Below are 13,637 nucleotides of genomic sequence, written 5' to 3'. Positions count from 1 at the left end.
TAGTTAAGGGAGGTGATAAAATGGAAGATTGCATATTCTGTAAAATCGTAAAAGGCGAGATACCTTGCGATAAAGTATATGAAGATGAAAAGGTACTTAGTTTTAAAGACATAAGTCCTGAAGCACCGGTACACGTATTGATTATACCTAAAAAGCATATTACTAGTATAAATGGGTTGAAAAAGGAAGATGAAGAGCTTATAGGATATATCTATAATATCGGGGCAAAGATTGCCAAGGAACTAGGTGTGGCAGAAGATGGTTATAGAATAGTATCAAACTGTGGAGAAGATGGCGGTCAAACAGTGCCGCACATACATTTTCATCTTCTTGGAGGAAGAAAATTAAACTGGCCTCCAGGCTAAAAATAAAAAAAATATATAACTTATAACTTACAATTTCTATGGGAAATTTATGCTTAATGTATTTGAAATTGTTGACAATAATGAAGTTGATGTTGTATAATAAACAATGTGCTACTTAGCCCATATGGAAGCTAGTTTGAATTTAAGATTTGAAGTGTACTAGCGGAGGGAGGGATACAGATGTCAGAAATTAAAGTTGGAGAAAATGAAACATTAGAAAGCGCTCTAAGAAGATTTAAGAAAAAATGTGCTAGAGCTGGGGTTCTCTCAGAAGTGAGAAAGAGAGAGCATTATGAAAAACCTAGTGTAAAGAAAAAGAAAAAATCAGAAGCTGCTAGGAAAAGAAAATTTAAATAGAGTTTTGAAAGAAGGTACACACAATGTCCCTTAAAGAAAAGCTACAGCAGGATTGGAAAGATGCCTTAAAAGGTAGAGATAAATTTAAAGCTAATGTGATTAGCATGGCCAAGGCTGCTATTTTACAAATTGAGAAAACTAATGCAGTTAAATTGAATGACGAAGAAGTCATTGAGGTTTTAGCAAAGGAAGTTAAGTTAAGACGTGACGCTTTGCTTGAATTTAAAAAAGGCAAACGACAGGATTTAGTCGATGCAGCTGATGCTGAAATTGAAATTCTTATGAGTTACCTTCCTCAGCAGTTAACAGAAGATGAGTTAAAAGATATAATAAAAAGTGCAACTAGTGAAGTTGGCGCTAATAGCATAAAAGACATGGGAAAAGTTATGGCTGCTATTATTCCTAAAACTAAAGGACGTGCTGATAACGGCATGATTAGTAGATTAGTAAAAGAATATTTAAAGTAAATAATGTAATATGTAAAGTCCGGTTTTACCGGGCTTTTTTTATTTTTTGAGTAATTAAATTAGCTTCTCTCTCATAAGCTTACATGAGAGTATTTTTGTAGATTAGAGGGTTAGATATATGGAAAATAAAATTTCAAAGGTAAAAAAGAATTTAGCTGAAAAATTGGATATACCAAGAGATGTTGTTTTAAATATACCTAAGATAATTATAGTTGGAAATGATGAAATAACTATTGAAAATCATCAAGGGATTCTACAATTTAGTGATGATTTTATAAAGATAAAATCTAGTTTTGGTAATATAGAAATACAAGGAAGTAATTTTGAAATTCTGTTTATTTCAGGTACTACTATAGTGCTGAGTGGAACTTTTAAATCTGTGGAATATGAGGGGAAGTAAAATGGGAAATAAGTTTGATTTAAAAAAATACAGAAATGGGACAATAACAGTACAATTTCAATCTAAAGAAATAGAGAGGATAATAAATGTATTATGGATGCATGGAATAGTAGTAACAAATATAAAAAGAAATAGTATAAATACTATAACATTTGATACAAGTTTTAATAATTATTACAAGGTTAAAGAGGTAGCTACAAGAACTAAAAGTAAAATAAAAATAATAAATAGAAGTGGTATGATATTTTTTAAGATTAAATTAAAAAAGAGAATAGCTATGGTTTTAGGTGTATTTATATTTATAGGTATTATTTCCTATTTGTCAAATTACATATGGGGAATTGATATAACCACTGAAAAAAATATAGCGCCTTATGAAATAAGGGATGAACTTAAAAATATTGGTGTAACACCTGGAATAAATAAAAAGAATATAAATGTGTATGATATAGAAGAAAAATTAAAAACTAATAATGCTAGTATAATGTGGGTGAGAGTTAGGATCCAGGGTTCTAAACTAAAAGTTACTGCTACAGAAAGGCAGTCTCCTCCTGAGGTAGTTAATGATAATTCACCTTCGGACCTTATTGCGAAGAAAGATGGTCAAATAGCACGAATATATACAAAAGCTGGAACTGCTGTGGTTCAGCCTGGTGATATAGTTAGAAAGGGACAACTGATTGTTAAGGGTGAACAGGGAAATGAAGGATTAACATATTCTGTACATGCTAGTGGAAATGTTATAGCTAAAATTTATTATGAGGAAACAAGAGAAGTTCCTCTATCTAGGATAGAAAAAAATAGGACAGGTAATAAAATTACTAATTATTATATAAGGGTATTAGGTAAAAAAATTTATTTTAAAAATAGTTTAAATAAGTTTGCTAAGTATGATAAAATAGAAGATAATAATAATTTCATAAAAAAGGAAATATACTATGAGGTTAAAGAAAAAAATATTAAATTAGATCCTAAAGTTGTGATAAATAATACGGGTAATGCCATATATCAAAATTTAATAATAAATTTTGATAAGTCTGTTAATATTATTAATAAAGCAGTTGATAATAATATAGATGGAAATATGTGCAAGGTTAGAGTACTAGTAACCACAGAAGAGAATATAGCAGAAAATACAAAATAGATTTGGATAAACAAAAGGGTGAATTATATGAGATTATTAAGCTTGATAAAAGGTAAGAATGCTAGAAAAGTATATGTTTTTTTTATTACTTTTTTTATAATTTATGGTATTATGCTTACTTCACTGGTAACCCAGAAATATGACCTTAGAGAAGGGGATATAGCTAAGGTAGATATTAAAGCATCGCGAGAAGTTGAAGATAAGTTAGCTACTGATGCTAGAAGAAAACAGGCAGCAGATTCTGTAGGACAGCAGTATAATAAGAAAACTGAGGTGGAGGGAAGTGCAGAAGCAGATTTAAATAGTAATTTTGATAAAATAAATAACATAAGGAATTCAAATATAGATATCAATCAAAAAGCTACTAATATTAAAAGTAATTTAGTTTATAATTTAGCTGATAGTGAAATTAATACGCTCGTTTCTATGAGTAAAGATGACTATAATAGTCTTCAGTCTTTTATAATAAAAAATATTAAGGGTATATTTTCTAATGACATAAGAGAAGGTAACAGTGATGATACTAAGAAGGCTCAAGACTATGTAAGTACTCAATTTAGTAATTCTAAATTTAACAAAGACATATCAGAATTAGGTACCGCAATATCTAATTCTTACATAAAGCCAAATCTTTTTTTGGACGAAGATAAAACTAGTGAAATAAGAGATAGTGCAGAGAAAAAGGTATCACCTGTTATAATAAAAAAGGATCAGATTATTGTTAAAGAGGGAGAACCTGTAACAAAGGAACAATTACAGATATTGCAGGACTTGGGTCTCTTAAATAACAATAATAATTTTAATTGGTTTGTATATATTAATCTTGCAGTACTTATTTTTGTTGTACTATTTATTGAAATATTTTATTTATATAAATATCATCCAGAATTACTTAAAGACAATAGTAAATTGATACTTATATTTTCACTTAATATAGTTTCTTTAATACTAGCTAGGTCAATAGATATTATTTCGCCATTTTTAATTCCTCTGGCCTGTGTACCAATGCTTTTAACACTTTTAATAGATGATAAGGTATCATTATTTATAAGCATACTAAACTGTATACTAATAAGTGGTGTAGTAGAATTTAATTCTCAGATAACACTAATAGCAATAACCAGTGCACTATTACCAGCTATTGTTTTGAAAAAAATGCAGATGAGAAATGATATATTATATTCTTCTCTCTATGTAGCTGTAATAAATGCTATAATTACCTTCTCTGTAGGGTTTCTACTTAGTAATAATGTTATAGATGTTCTTAAAGTAACAGGATTTTCATTTTTAGGAGCATGTATTTCTGCTATATTTACTGTAGGATTTCTTCCGTTTTTAGAAAGTACTTTTGACATTGTAACTACAGTTAAACTTTTAGAATTGTCAAATCCCAATCAGCCACTATTAAAAAGATTATTAATGGAAGCTCCAGGTACTTATCATCATAGTATTTTAGTTGCCAACATAGCAGAGGTGGCAGCAGAAGATGTCGGAGGAAATCCGGTACTTGCTAGAGTATGTGCTTATTATCATGATATAGGTAAAATAATAAGACCTTATTTCTTCAAAGAAAATCAAATTGGAAATGATAATCCTCATGATAAAATTTCACCTAATTTGAGTGCATTAGTCATAATATCTCATGTAAAGGATGGATTAGAACTTGCAAAGGAATATAAAGTGCCAAAGACAATTCAGGATACTATAGCTCAGCATCATGGAACTACTTTAGTAAAGTACTTCTACATAACTATGAAGAATTCTAGTGAAAACCCAGAAGAAATAAACGAAGAAAACTTCAAGTATCCAGGACCAATTCCTTCAACCAAGGAGAATGCTATTATAATGTTAGCGGATAGTGTAGAGGCTTCTGTAAGGTCAATAGCTAATCCTACAAAAGGTAAAATTGAAGAAATGGTTAATAATATAATAAAAGCTAGATTAAATGAAGGCCAATTAGATAATTGCGATTTAACACTTAAAGATTTAAATAATATAAGAAAGTCTTTTTTGAAAACTTTAAACGGTATTTATCATCACAGGATTGAATACCCCATGGATAAATCTCAAATAAAGAAAATAAAGGGGAAGTAGTACATGATTTTTATTGATAACAGACAAAATAAGATAGATTTTTCCTTAGAGAATGAAAAAATAATAAGAGATATAATTGACTACGCTCTTAAAGAAGAAGGAGTAAATATAGATTATGAAGTTTCTGTTATTTTAATTGATAATGAAGAGATAAAAGAGATAAATAGAGAGATGAGAGATATTCCTAGAATCACAGATGTATTATCTTTTCCAATGTTAGATTATCCAGAGGGAAGTATATATAAAGAAGCTTATAGGGAAAATAAATTTGATGATACATTTCTGGATGAAGGAAAACTTGTACTAGGAGATATAGCCTTGTCACTAGAGAGGGCTAAAGAACAAAGCATAGATTTCGGTCATTCCTTCATAAGAGAGTGTTCCTATTTAACTATTCATTCAGTACTTCATTTATTAGGATATGATCACATGATAGAAGAAGAGAAAACAATAATGAGAAAACGAGAAGAGGAAATATTAAATAAATTTAATATAAATCGATAATCATGGTATCTGAAGGGGTGACTTGCGTATGAAGGTAAAAAGGGTTGTAGATAGTTTTAATTATGCTATTGATGGAATACTATATGCAGTGAGAACTCAAAGAAATATGAGAATAGATATGATAGTGGCTTTGTTAGCACTTACAGCCTGCTTCTTTACGGATTTAAGCAAGGTAGAACTATTAATTGTAACTATTACTATTACTATGGTTATAAGCGCAGAAATGATTAATACGGCAGTAGAATGTACTGTAGATATGTCTGCAAATTATTATCATCCTCTAGCTAAAATAGCTAAAAATGTGGCAGCAGGTGCAGTATTAGTAACTGCAATAAATGCTTTTATAGTAGGTTATATTATATTCGGAGAGAAATTGCACCCAATATCATTTACTTTAATAACTAAAATTAAAAATTCTAATCCTTATATGATATTTGTTATACTTGTAATTGTATGTATAACAACAATTATAATTAAAGCTGTATTTGGAGAAGGTACGCCATTAAGAGGCGGTATGCCTAGTGGACACAGTGCTATTGCCTTTGCCGTTGCAACTACTATTACTTTAATGTCGGAACAGCCAACGGTTATAATATTAAGTTACTTTTTAGCTTTTGTAGTTGCCCAAAGCAGGGTGGATTCTGAAGTACATTCTATACTGGAAGTATTAGTAGGGGGAGTATTTGGAACTTTATTAACTATTTTACTTTTTAGATTATTTGAGTAGACTAGGGAAACTGCAATTCATATTAGGCATATAAAAGAAATAATAAGTCCAATATACAAGCATATTGGTTGCTTATTTCTTTGAGAATGCTTTATAATAGGAGAGAGTTATGGATTATAAAAATTTAATTATAAAAGCATTGGAATACAGAGAAAGAGCTTATGCACCTTATTCAAAATTTAAGGTTGGAGCTTCTGTAATAATGGATGACGGAAAAATATATTCAGGATGTAATATTGAAAATGCATCCTATGGTGCAACAAATTGTGCTGAAAGAACTGCTATTTTTAAGGGAATATCCGAGGGCGGAAAGAGTATTAAAGCTATTGCCATTGTTGGAAATAACTCAATGTATACTTATCCTTGTGGAATTTGCAGACAGGTTATTGAAGAATTCTCAGATGAAAATACAGATATAATTTTAGCTAAAAATGAAAATGATTATATTATAAAAAATTTAGAAGAAATACTACCAGGAGCATTTTCAAAGAAGGACTTAAAATAGTAAAATTTATTAATGAACTAAAGGAGAAATTATGCACAAATCAGGTTTTGTTACAATCATAGGTAGGCCTAATGTTGGAAAATCTACCTTATTAAATTATATTATGGGGGAAAAATTATCAATAGTATCTAGTAAACCTCAAACTACAAGAAATAATATACAAACTATATTAACTGCTAAGGATTCTCAGCTTATATTTGTGGATACCCCAGGAATACATAAACCAAAGCATATGCTAGGGGAGTATATGGTTAAACTTGCCACAGATTCTTTTAAGGATGTAGATTTAATTGTCTTTGTAACTACTCCAGATGTTATAATGGGTAGAGGAGATGAATTTATTTTAGAACAACTTAAGGAATTAAATATTCCTGTGTTTTTAGTAGTAAATAAAATAGATGAGACTACCAATGAGAGACTTGCACAAACGTTGAAAAATTATTCTGAGAAATTTAACTTTAAAGAAATTATACCTATATCTGCATATAAGGGGAAAAATGTAGATAAACTTATTGAAATAATGATAGGAAATATGCCAGAAGGACCTCAATATTATCCTGAAGATATGCTTACAGATGTACAAGAAAGATTTGTTGTCAGTGAGATTATTAGGGAAAAAGCATTGAGACTTTTAAGTGATGAGGTGCCTCACGGAATAGCTGTAGAAATAATGTCAATGAAACAAAATGATAAGGGTGTGTATAATATAGAAGCTACTTTATTTTGTGAAAAAAACTCTCATAAAGGCATTATAATAGGTAAGAGTGGTAATATGTTAAAGAAAATATCTAAGTATTCAAGAGAAGATATAGAAGAATTTCTTAAGGTAAAAGTAAACTTAAAAATTTGGGTTAAAGTAAAGAAAGAGTGGAGAGATAATCCATTTTTACTAAATGAATTAGGATATAAAAAAATAAAAAAATAATTAATTCCTATAAAAAAGGATAGAATATAGGTAGTGGGGTGATTTTCTGTCTATATTTAATAGCAGAGGCGTAATTATAAAATGCCGAGATATAAATGATAATGACAAAATCTTGTGGATATTTACAGAAAAATTTGGTAAAATAACTGTAATAGCAAAAGGTGCAAAAAAGAGTAAAAGCAAGTTCATGCCGATTTCATTGATATTTTGTTTTGGAAATTATACTTTATTTAAAGGCAAGAGCATGTTTAATGTTAATGAAGGTGAAATAATAGATTCCTTTCAACAATTTCTATCTGATTTAGATACTTTAACCTATGCTTCTTACTTATGTGAACTAATCGATTTATCAATGGTTGAAGGCGAAAGTAATAGAACATTATTCAGAGAATTTGTTACTGCTTTCTATCTTATAAAAAATAAGGTAGGAGATATAGAAACACTCACTAGAGCTTTTGAAATTAAACTTTTAGCTTTAACTGGTTATACTCTCAATTTAGATTACTGTGTAAAATGTCGAAAAAAAATAGATACATCTAACTATTTTAGTTATCAATATTATGGTGGAATTTGTAACCAATGTGATAAAAGCAATGGAAAAACTATAAGTTTTGCTGCTTTCAAAACATTAAGTTATTTATCTAAACTTTCTTTAGATAAAGTTTACAGGGTAAATCTTGATAGTAAAATTAAAGATGAAGTTTATAATATTCTAAGCGATTTAATTTTACAAAGTTATGGGAAAAAGCCAAAGAGTTTAGAAATATTAGATAGTTTAAAAAGGAGTGATTAATGTGGCAGAAATAACATTAGAAAAGATCGATATTATAAGAGAAAGAACGGGAGTATCTTATACTGAGGCAAAAGCAGCATTGGAAGCTACTGAAGGAAATGTAGTAGATGCATTAATATATATTGAAAAAAATGCAAAAACTACAAAGGAACAGATATATACGTCTAAAGAAGAATTTACTGAATGGATAAAGGAAACTATAAGAAAAGGAAATGTAACAAGAATTAGAGTTAAAAAAGATGAGAAAGTTTTAGTAGACATACCTATTAATGCAGGTTTAGCCGCAGGAGTTGCTATAATGGCAGCGCTACCTTCATTACTGGCTATAATATTCTTAACAGCAGTAGTCACTAGGGTGACAGTAGAAATTACTAAGGAAGATGGCACTGTAGATGTAGTAAATAAGATTATAAAAAATGCTATGTCAAATGTGAAAGATAAAGCAACAGAAGTTAAAGATAAATTTACTAAAGATGAATATGGAAATAATAAAACAGAAGACAATAATTCATATCAATATACTGTAAAATTTGAAGATGAAGATAAAAATAAAACAGAAGATAAAAATGATAAATAAAATAATGATTTTTTAAAAAACTCCGTTAGAATGTATATAGTTGTCACAACTAATAGTATTTTAACGGAGTTTTTATTATATATTTAGTATTTAATTTACATAAAAATGAAAAGTGCTATACAATTGGAGTCAATTAAATGTTATAATTAATGAGTAAGATTTAGAAAGAGGGTGTTACTCATTAAGTTATCACCGAGACAAAAAGAAATAATAAGATTAGTTCAAGAAAAACAACCTATAACCAGTGAACAACTGGCAGGAAAGTTAAGTGTTACAAGAGCTGCTTTAAGACCTGATCTTGCCATTCTTACAATGACGGGAATATTAGAAGCAAGACCTAAAGTTGGATATATTTATTCAAAAAAACCATCCTATAGCATATTATATGATTATATAAGAAATATAAAAGCAAAAGATATAATGTCTGAAGCCGTTGTTATGGATGAAGGTAATAAAGTTTATGATGCAATTGTATACTTATTTCTAAACGATGTGGGGACATTGTTTATTGAAAATAGAGGATATCTTGTGGGCGCTGTATCAAGAAAGGATTTTCTAAAGATAGCTATTGGCGGCACTGATATGCATCAAGTACCTGTGGGTGTTATTATGACAAGAATGCCAAATATAATTTGCGTTGAAAAAGAAGAATCTGCATACGTTACGGCTAAAAAGATAATAGAACATGAAGTAGATAGTCTTCCTGTAGTTGAAAAGATTACTGAGGAGAATAAGGAATTATATAAAATAGTAGGGAAAATATCAAAGACAAATATAACAAGATTATTTGTGAAACTTGGAGATAGTGTTTAAGTTTAATAAGTATATTTAATTAATTTTATTAATATAAATAGAAGGTTAATAAAAGGGGGATGTGACTATGACAAATAAAAAATATGTATATCTTTTTACTGAGGGAAATGCTAAGATGAGAAATCTATTGGGGGGAAAAGGCGCCAATTTAGCAGAGATGACTAATCTTGGAATACCAGTTCCTCAAGGATTTACTGTAAGTACAGAGGCTTGTATAAAGTATCATGATGATGGAAAAAGTATATCTAAGGACATAATACTTCAAATTAATGATGCTTTAACTGAACTTGAAAAAATTACAGGTAAATCTTTTGGTATTTCAGATAATCCATTGCTTTTATCCGTAAGATCAGGGGCGAGAGTTTCTATGCCTGGAATGATGGATACAATTCTTAACTTGGGGTTAAACGATATCACCGTAGAAAAAATAGCAAAACTTACTAATAACATAAGATTTGCGTATGATTCCTATAGAAGATTTATTCAGATGTTTTCAGATGTAGTTATGGGTATTGAAAAGAGAAAATTTGAGGATTTAATTGATAGAGTTAAAGAGGAAAAAGGAGTTAAAATTGATACTGAATTAGATGAAAACGATTTAAGAAAATTAGTAATTCAATTTAAGGAGCTTTATATTAAAGAGATAGGAAATCCATTTCCAGAAGATCCAAGACAGCAGCTTATAGAGGCTGTATCAGCTGTTTTTAGATCTTGGAATAATCCTAGAGCCATAGTTTATAGAAGATTAAACGATATACCTGGAGAATGGGGTACTGGTGTAAATGTTCAATCTATGGTGTTTGGCAATATGGGGAATACTTCTGGAACTGGAGTAGCTTTTACAAGGAATCCAGCTACAGGTGAAAATAAAATATTTGGAGAATACCTTATAAATGCCCAGGGAGAAGATGTGGTTGCGGGTATAAGAACACCACAGCCAATTACAAAGCTTAAAGAAGATTCACCTAAATGTTATGATGAATTTATAAATATAGCTCATAAATTAGAAAATCATTATAAAGATATTCAGGATATGGAGTTTACTATAGAACAGGGGAAGCTATATTTTTTGCAAACAAGAAATGGTAAGAGAACTGCACAAGCTGCTTTAAAAATAGCAGTAGATATGGTTAATGAAGGTTCTATTACTAAAGAGGAAGCTATTTTAAAAGTAGAGCCAAGGCAATTAGAAACTCTTCTTCATCCTGCTTTTGACTTAGATGAAATTAAAAGGGCTGCAGCTATAGCTAAAGGGTTACCTGCTTCTCCAGGTGCTGCCTGTGGTAAAATTTATTTTACTGCAGAAGAAGCTAAAAAACATCATGAAAAAGGTGAAAAGGTAATATTGGTAAGATTAGAGACTTCCCCTGAAGATATTGAAGGGATGATTGCTGCAGAAGGTATACTTACAGTAAGAGGTGGAATGACTTCCCATGCTGCTGTGGTTGCTAGAGGTATGGGAACTTGCTGTGTAGCCGGCTGTGGCAAAATAAGTATTAATGAAGAGAAAAAGCTGCTTAAAGCTGACGGAAAGAGCTATAATGAAGGAGATTATGTTTCATTAGATGGAAGTACTGGAAATGTATATGGTGAAGCTATAAAGACTACTGTACCTACAATTAGTGGTAATTTTGAAATTTTTATGAAATGGGCAGACCAAATTAAAAAGTTACAAGTTAGGACCAATGCAGATACCCCTAGTGAGGCCAAGGAAGCAATAAAATTTGGAGCTAAGGGAATAGGGTTATGCAGAACAGAGCATATGTTCTTTGAGGCTGATAGGATTCCAGCTGTAAGAGAAATGATAGTAGCAAGTACTGCAGAGCAAAGAAAGAAAGCCTTAGATAAACTATTGCCAATGCAGAAAAAAGATTTTATAGGAATATATGAGGCAATGGAGGGGAATCCTGTAACCATAAGATTTTTAGATCCACCATTACATGAATTTCTACCATCTGAAGAAGAAGATATAAGGGCACTAGCAAAGGAAATGGGAATAAGTTTCGAGGAACTTAAAACTACCATAGCTTCACTACATGAATTTAATCCTATGATGGGTCATAGAGGATGTAGGCTTACAGTATCCTATCCTGAAATTGCTGAGATGCAAACTACAGCGATTATAGAAGCTGCTATTGAAGTTAATAAGAAAAAGGGATTTAATATAGTACCTGAAATAATGATTCCTCTTGTAGCCGAAATAAAAGAATTAAAATTTGTTAAAGATATAGTTGTAAAAACAGCCAATCAGGTAATTGAGAAGAGTGAGGAAAAACTTAAATATAGTGTAGGAACTATGATAGAAATACCAAGGGCTGCACTTACAGCTGATGAAATTGCAAAGGAAGCAGAATTTTTCTCCTTTGGAACAAATGATTTGACTCAGATGACTTTTGGTTTTTCTAGAGATGATGCTGGTAAATTTTTAAATGACTATTATGAGAATAAAATATATGAATTTGATCCCTTTGAAAAATTAGATCAAGTTGGAGTTGGAAAATTAGTTAAGATGGCAGTAGAGCTTGGTAGAAAAACTAGACCTGATATACATCTCGGCATTTGCGGAGAACATGGAGGAGATCCATCTTCAGTTGAGTTTTGTCATGCAACAGGTCTTGATTATGTATCCTGTTCTCCATTTAGAGTTCCACTAGCAAGACTAGCTTCAGCTCAGGCACAGGTTAAAAATCCAAGATAATAAAATTTCACACATTTTAATATTATAAAGAGACTGTGAATTGATTTACAGCCTCTTTATATTTTACAATCTATGATTTTTTTTAATGAAATCTTTGAAACCATATATCATTTCCAATTGATTTTCAGTATGCCTTACAGTTTTATCTAACAAGGTTATAAATGAAGATTTGTTACATTTATCTATATTGTTATAATAATCTCTTGCAAGTTTCCAATACTTTTGTGGAAAGCTAATATATGATAGAATATATTTATAGTCGTCTATAGTTAATGGGAGAATATTTTCATATTCGTATAGACAATTTACTAAAAGATCTAGATTCCAATTTGTATTCTCACGTTTTAAAAATCTTCTAAGAAAATAAGATATATCATGAGCACGATAGTCAATTTTGCATTTGTCAAAATCTATTATCCATACTTTGCTGTTTTTGTCGAATATTATATTTTTATTTACAAAATCTAAATGACATAAAGATTTTTTCATGTTATTTGAATCTATCTGTGAAGCTACATCATTAGAAATCTTAGCTAAATTAATACATATGTCAAAATTTTTAATAAATATGCTAGAAAAGATATCACGGTATTCAATTGCTAGATTTGAATAAGTAAGTAATTGATGAAAATGCTTATTCATAGATGTATATATGTTTTCATAGCCAAGTCGTATATTACTTCCTTCTATAGGAAAAAAATTTTCAGTAGCTTTGTGTATTTTAGCTAAGGTTTTAGCAGATTCAATTATATGAACTGGATTATCATAGTCACATTTTTCACCATCAACCCAGGGCGTTAGTATAAAAAGCATATTATTAAACAAAACGAATCTTCCGCCAGATTTTGTTGGAAGTATTCTGGGAACATGTAATTTAAACCTGTAAAGCCACTCAATACTGGAGTATACAAAGAGAAGTTCTTCTTTAGTATAATAAACTTTTTTCAAGCAATAGGATTTGGAATTATGATCTACTTTATAAACAGCTCTTTGCTTATCCGTATTTTTAAATTTTATTTGATTGATATAAGCATCCTGCAAATTATATTCACTAAGAATAAATTCTTTTAATTTATCTTCTGATAATAAACTATATTCGGTAGCCGATTTCGGCATAATTAACACTCCTTATATAAGGCATGTTCAAAGAAATAATTAGTCATTATAATAGTTATTTGACTTATTAACCCTTTTCATATACCTAGCTTTTCATTATAAGCATATTAATAAAGTTTTTATAATATACGTTTAAATATAAGGTTATTGAT

15 protein-coding genes are annotated in these 13,637 nt (G+C 29.9%); 14 read left to right on the top strand and 1 reads right to left on the bottom strand.

Annotated elements, in window-relative coordinates; genetic code table 11:
- The first annotated feature begins 20 nt into the window (after positions 1-20).
- The 14 genes from RH99_RS15280 (at position 21) to ppdK (ending at position 12,369) form a co-directional block, all read left to right on the top strand.
- Positions 21-365: a histidine triad nucleotide-binding protein gene (locus tag RH99_RS15280; RefSeq protein ID WP_026038515.1), complete on the top strand. Its 345-nt coding sequence runs from the start codon at positions 21-23 to the stop codon at positions 363-365.
- A 180-nt stretch (positions 366-545) separates the two neighbouring features.
- Positions 546-722: a 30S ribosomal protein S21 gene (gene rpsU / locus RH99_RS15275; RefSeq protein ID WP_003371500.1), complete on the top strand. Its 177-nt coding sequence runs from the start codon at positions 546-548 to the stop codon at positions 720-722.
- 23 nt (positions 723-745) lie between these two features.
- A complete protein-coding gene (locus tag RH99_RS15270) occupies positions 746-1,189 on the top strand; it encodes a GatB/YqeY domain-containing protein (protein WP_010240217.1) in 444 nt (147 codons plus the stop codon).
- A 118-nt stretch (positions 1,190-1,307) separates the two neighbouring features.
- The gene (gene yqfC, locus RH99_RS15265) at positions 1,308-1,589 is read left to right on the top strand and encodes a sporulation protein YqfC (protein WP_010240214.1); all 282 of its coding nucleotides are present in this window, start codon (positions 1,308-1,310) and stop codon (positions 1,587-1,589) included.
- 1 nt (position 1,590) lies between these two features.
- Positions 1,591-2,733, top strand: a complete 1,143-nt coding sequence (gene yqfD / locus RH99_RS15260) for a sporulation protein YqfD (protein WP_010240212.1) — start codon at positions 1,591-1,593, stop codon at positions 2,731-2,733.
- Between the two features lie 27 nt (positions 2,734-2,760).
- Complete coding sequence (locus tag RH99_RS15255) at positions 2,761-4,827, top strand: HD family phosphohydrolase (RefSeq protein WP_010240211.1); 2,067 nt, start codon at positions 2,761-2,763, stop codon at positions 4,825-4,827.
- A 3-nt stretch (positions 4,828-4,830) separates the two neighbouring features.
- Positions 4,831-5,331, top strand: a complete 501-nt coding sequence (gene ybeY, locus RH99_RS15250; protein WP_010240209.1) for an rRNA maturation RNase YbeY — start codon at positions 4,831-4,833, stop codon at positions 5,329-5,331.
- A gap of 28 nt (positions 5,332-5,359) precedes the next feature.
- A complete protein-coding gene (locus tag RH99_RS15245; RefSeq protein WP_010240206.1) occupies positions 5,360-6,058 on the top strand; it encodes a diacylglycerol kinase in 699 nt (232 codons plus the stop codon).
- 109 nt (positions 6,059-6,167) lie between these two features.
- Entirely contained in the window at positions 6,168-6,563 is a 396-nt protein-coding gene (locus RH99_RS15240) for a cytidine deaminase (protein WP_010240204.1), read from the top strand.
- Positions 6,564-6,594: 31 nt separating this feature from the next.
- Entirely contained in the window at positions 6,595-7,488 is an 894-nt protein-coding gene (gene era / locus RH99_RS15235) for a GTPase Era (RefSeq protein ID WP_010240202.1), read from the top strand.
- Between the two features lie 46 nt (positions 7,489-7,534).
- Positions 7,535-8,281, top strand: a complete 747-nt coding sequence (gene recO, locus RH99_RS15230; protein WP_026038513.1) for a DNA repair protein RecO — start codon at positions 7,535-7,537, stop codon at positions 8,279-8,281.
- A 1-nt stretch (position 8,282) separates the two neighbouring features.
- Positions 8,283-8,858, top strand: coding sequence for a DUF4342 domain-containing protein (locus RH99_RS15225; RefSeq protein ID WP_010240198.1), 576 nt, complete (start codon positions 8,283-8,285; stop codon positions 8,856-8,858).
- A gap of 171 nt (positions 8,859-9,029) precedes the next feature.
- Positions 9,030-9,671 carry a transcriptional regulator CcpN gene (gene ccpN / locus RH99_RS15220; protein WP_010240196.1) on the top strand — a complete coding sequence of 214 codons (642 nt, stop codon included), beginning with the start codon at positions 9,030-9,032 and terminating at the stop codon, positions 9,669-9,671.
- Positions 9,672-9,738: 67 nt separating this feature from the next.
- Positions 9,739-12,369: a pyruvate, phosphate dikinase gene (gene ppdK, locus RH99_RS15215; protein WP_010240193.1), complete on the top strand. Its 2,631-nt coding sequence runs from the start codon at positions 9,739-9,741 to the stop codon at positions 12,367-12,369.
- A gap of 63 nt (positions 12,370-12,432) precedes the next feature.
- On the opposite strand, the gene RH99_RS15210 is transcribed toward ppdK, so the two are convergent.
- Positions 12,433-13,485 carry a CotS family spore coat protein gene (locus RH99_RS15210; protein WP_010240190.1) on the bottom strand — a complete coding sequence of 351 codons (1,053 nt, stop codon included), beginning with the start codon at positions 13,483-13,485 and terminating at the stop codon, positions 12,433-12,435.
- Positions 13,486-13,637 lie beyond the last annotated feature (152 nt).

This window comes from Clostridium arbusti SL206 (assembly GCF_000246895.1).
GTDB classification, from domain to species: domain Bacteria; phylum Bacillota; class Clostridia; order Clostridiales; family Clostridiaceae; genus Clostridium_I; species Clostridium_I arbusti.
This window is presented reverse-complemented; position numbering and strand designations above follow the sequence as displayed.

Excerpts from the sequence above, each read along its gene's own strand:
- RH99_RS15270 (WP_010240217.1), top strand. The coding sequence starts at position 746 with ATGTCCCTTAAAGAAAAGCTACAGCAGGATTGGAAAGATGCCTTAAAA.
- RH99_RS15240 (WP_010240204.1), top strand. The coding sequence starts at position 6,168 with ATGGATTATAAAAATTTAATTATAAAAGCATTGGAATACAGAGAAAGA.
- era (WP_010240202.1), top strand. The coding sequence starts at position 6,595 with ATGCACAAATCAGGTTTTGTTACAATCATAGGTAGGCCTAATGTTGGA.
- RH99_RS15245 (WP_010240206.1), top strand. The coding sequence starts at position 5,360 with ATGAAGGTAAAAAGGGTTGTAGATAGTTTTAATTATGCTATTGATGGA.
- ybeY (WP_010240209.1), top strand. The coding sequence starts at position 4,831 with ATGATTTTTATTGATAACAGACAAAATAAGATAGATTTTTCCTTAGAG.
- yqfC (WP_010240214.1), top strand. The coding sequence starts at position 1,308 with ATGGAAAATAAAATTTCAAAGGTAAAAAAGAATTTAGCTGAAAAATTG.
- RH99_RS15210 (WP_010240190.1), bottom strand. The coding sequence starts at position 13,485 with ATGCCGAAATCGGCTACCGAATATAGTTTATTATCAGAAGATAAATTA.
- yqfD (WP_010240212.1), top strand. The coding sequence starts at position 1,591 with ATGGGAAATAAGTTTGATTTAAAAAAATACAGAAATGGGACAATAACA.
- RH99_RS15280 (WP_026038515.1), top strand. The coding sequence starts at position 21 with ATGGAAGATTGCATATTCTGTAAAATCGTAAAAGGCGAGATACCTTGC.
- ppdK (WP_010240193.1), top strand. The coding sequence starts at position 9,739 with ATGACAAATAAAAAATATGTATATCTTTTTACTGAGGGAAATGCTAAG.
- RH99_RS15255 (WP_010240211.1), top strand. The coding sequence starts at position 2,761 with ATGAGATTATTAAGCTTGATAAAAGGTAAGAATGCTAGAAAAGTATAT.
- rpsU (WP_003371500.1), top strand. The coding sequence starts at position 546 with ATGTCAGAAATTAAAGTTGGAGAAAATGAAACATTAGAAAGCGCTCTA.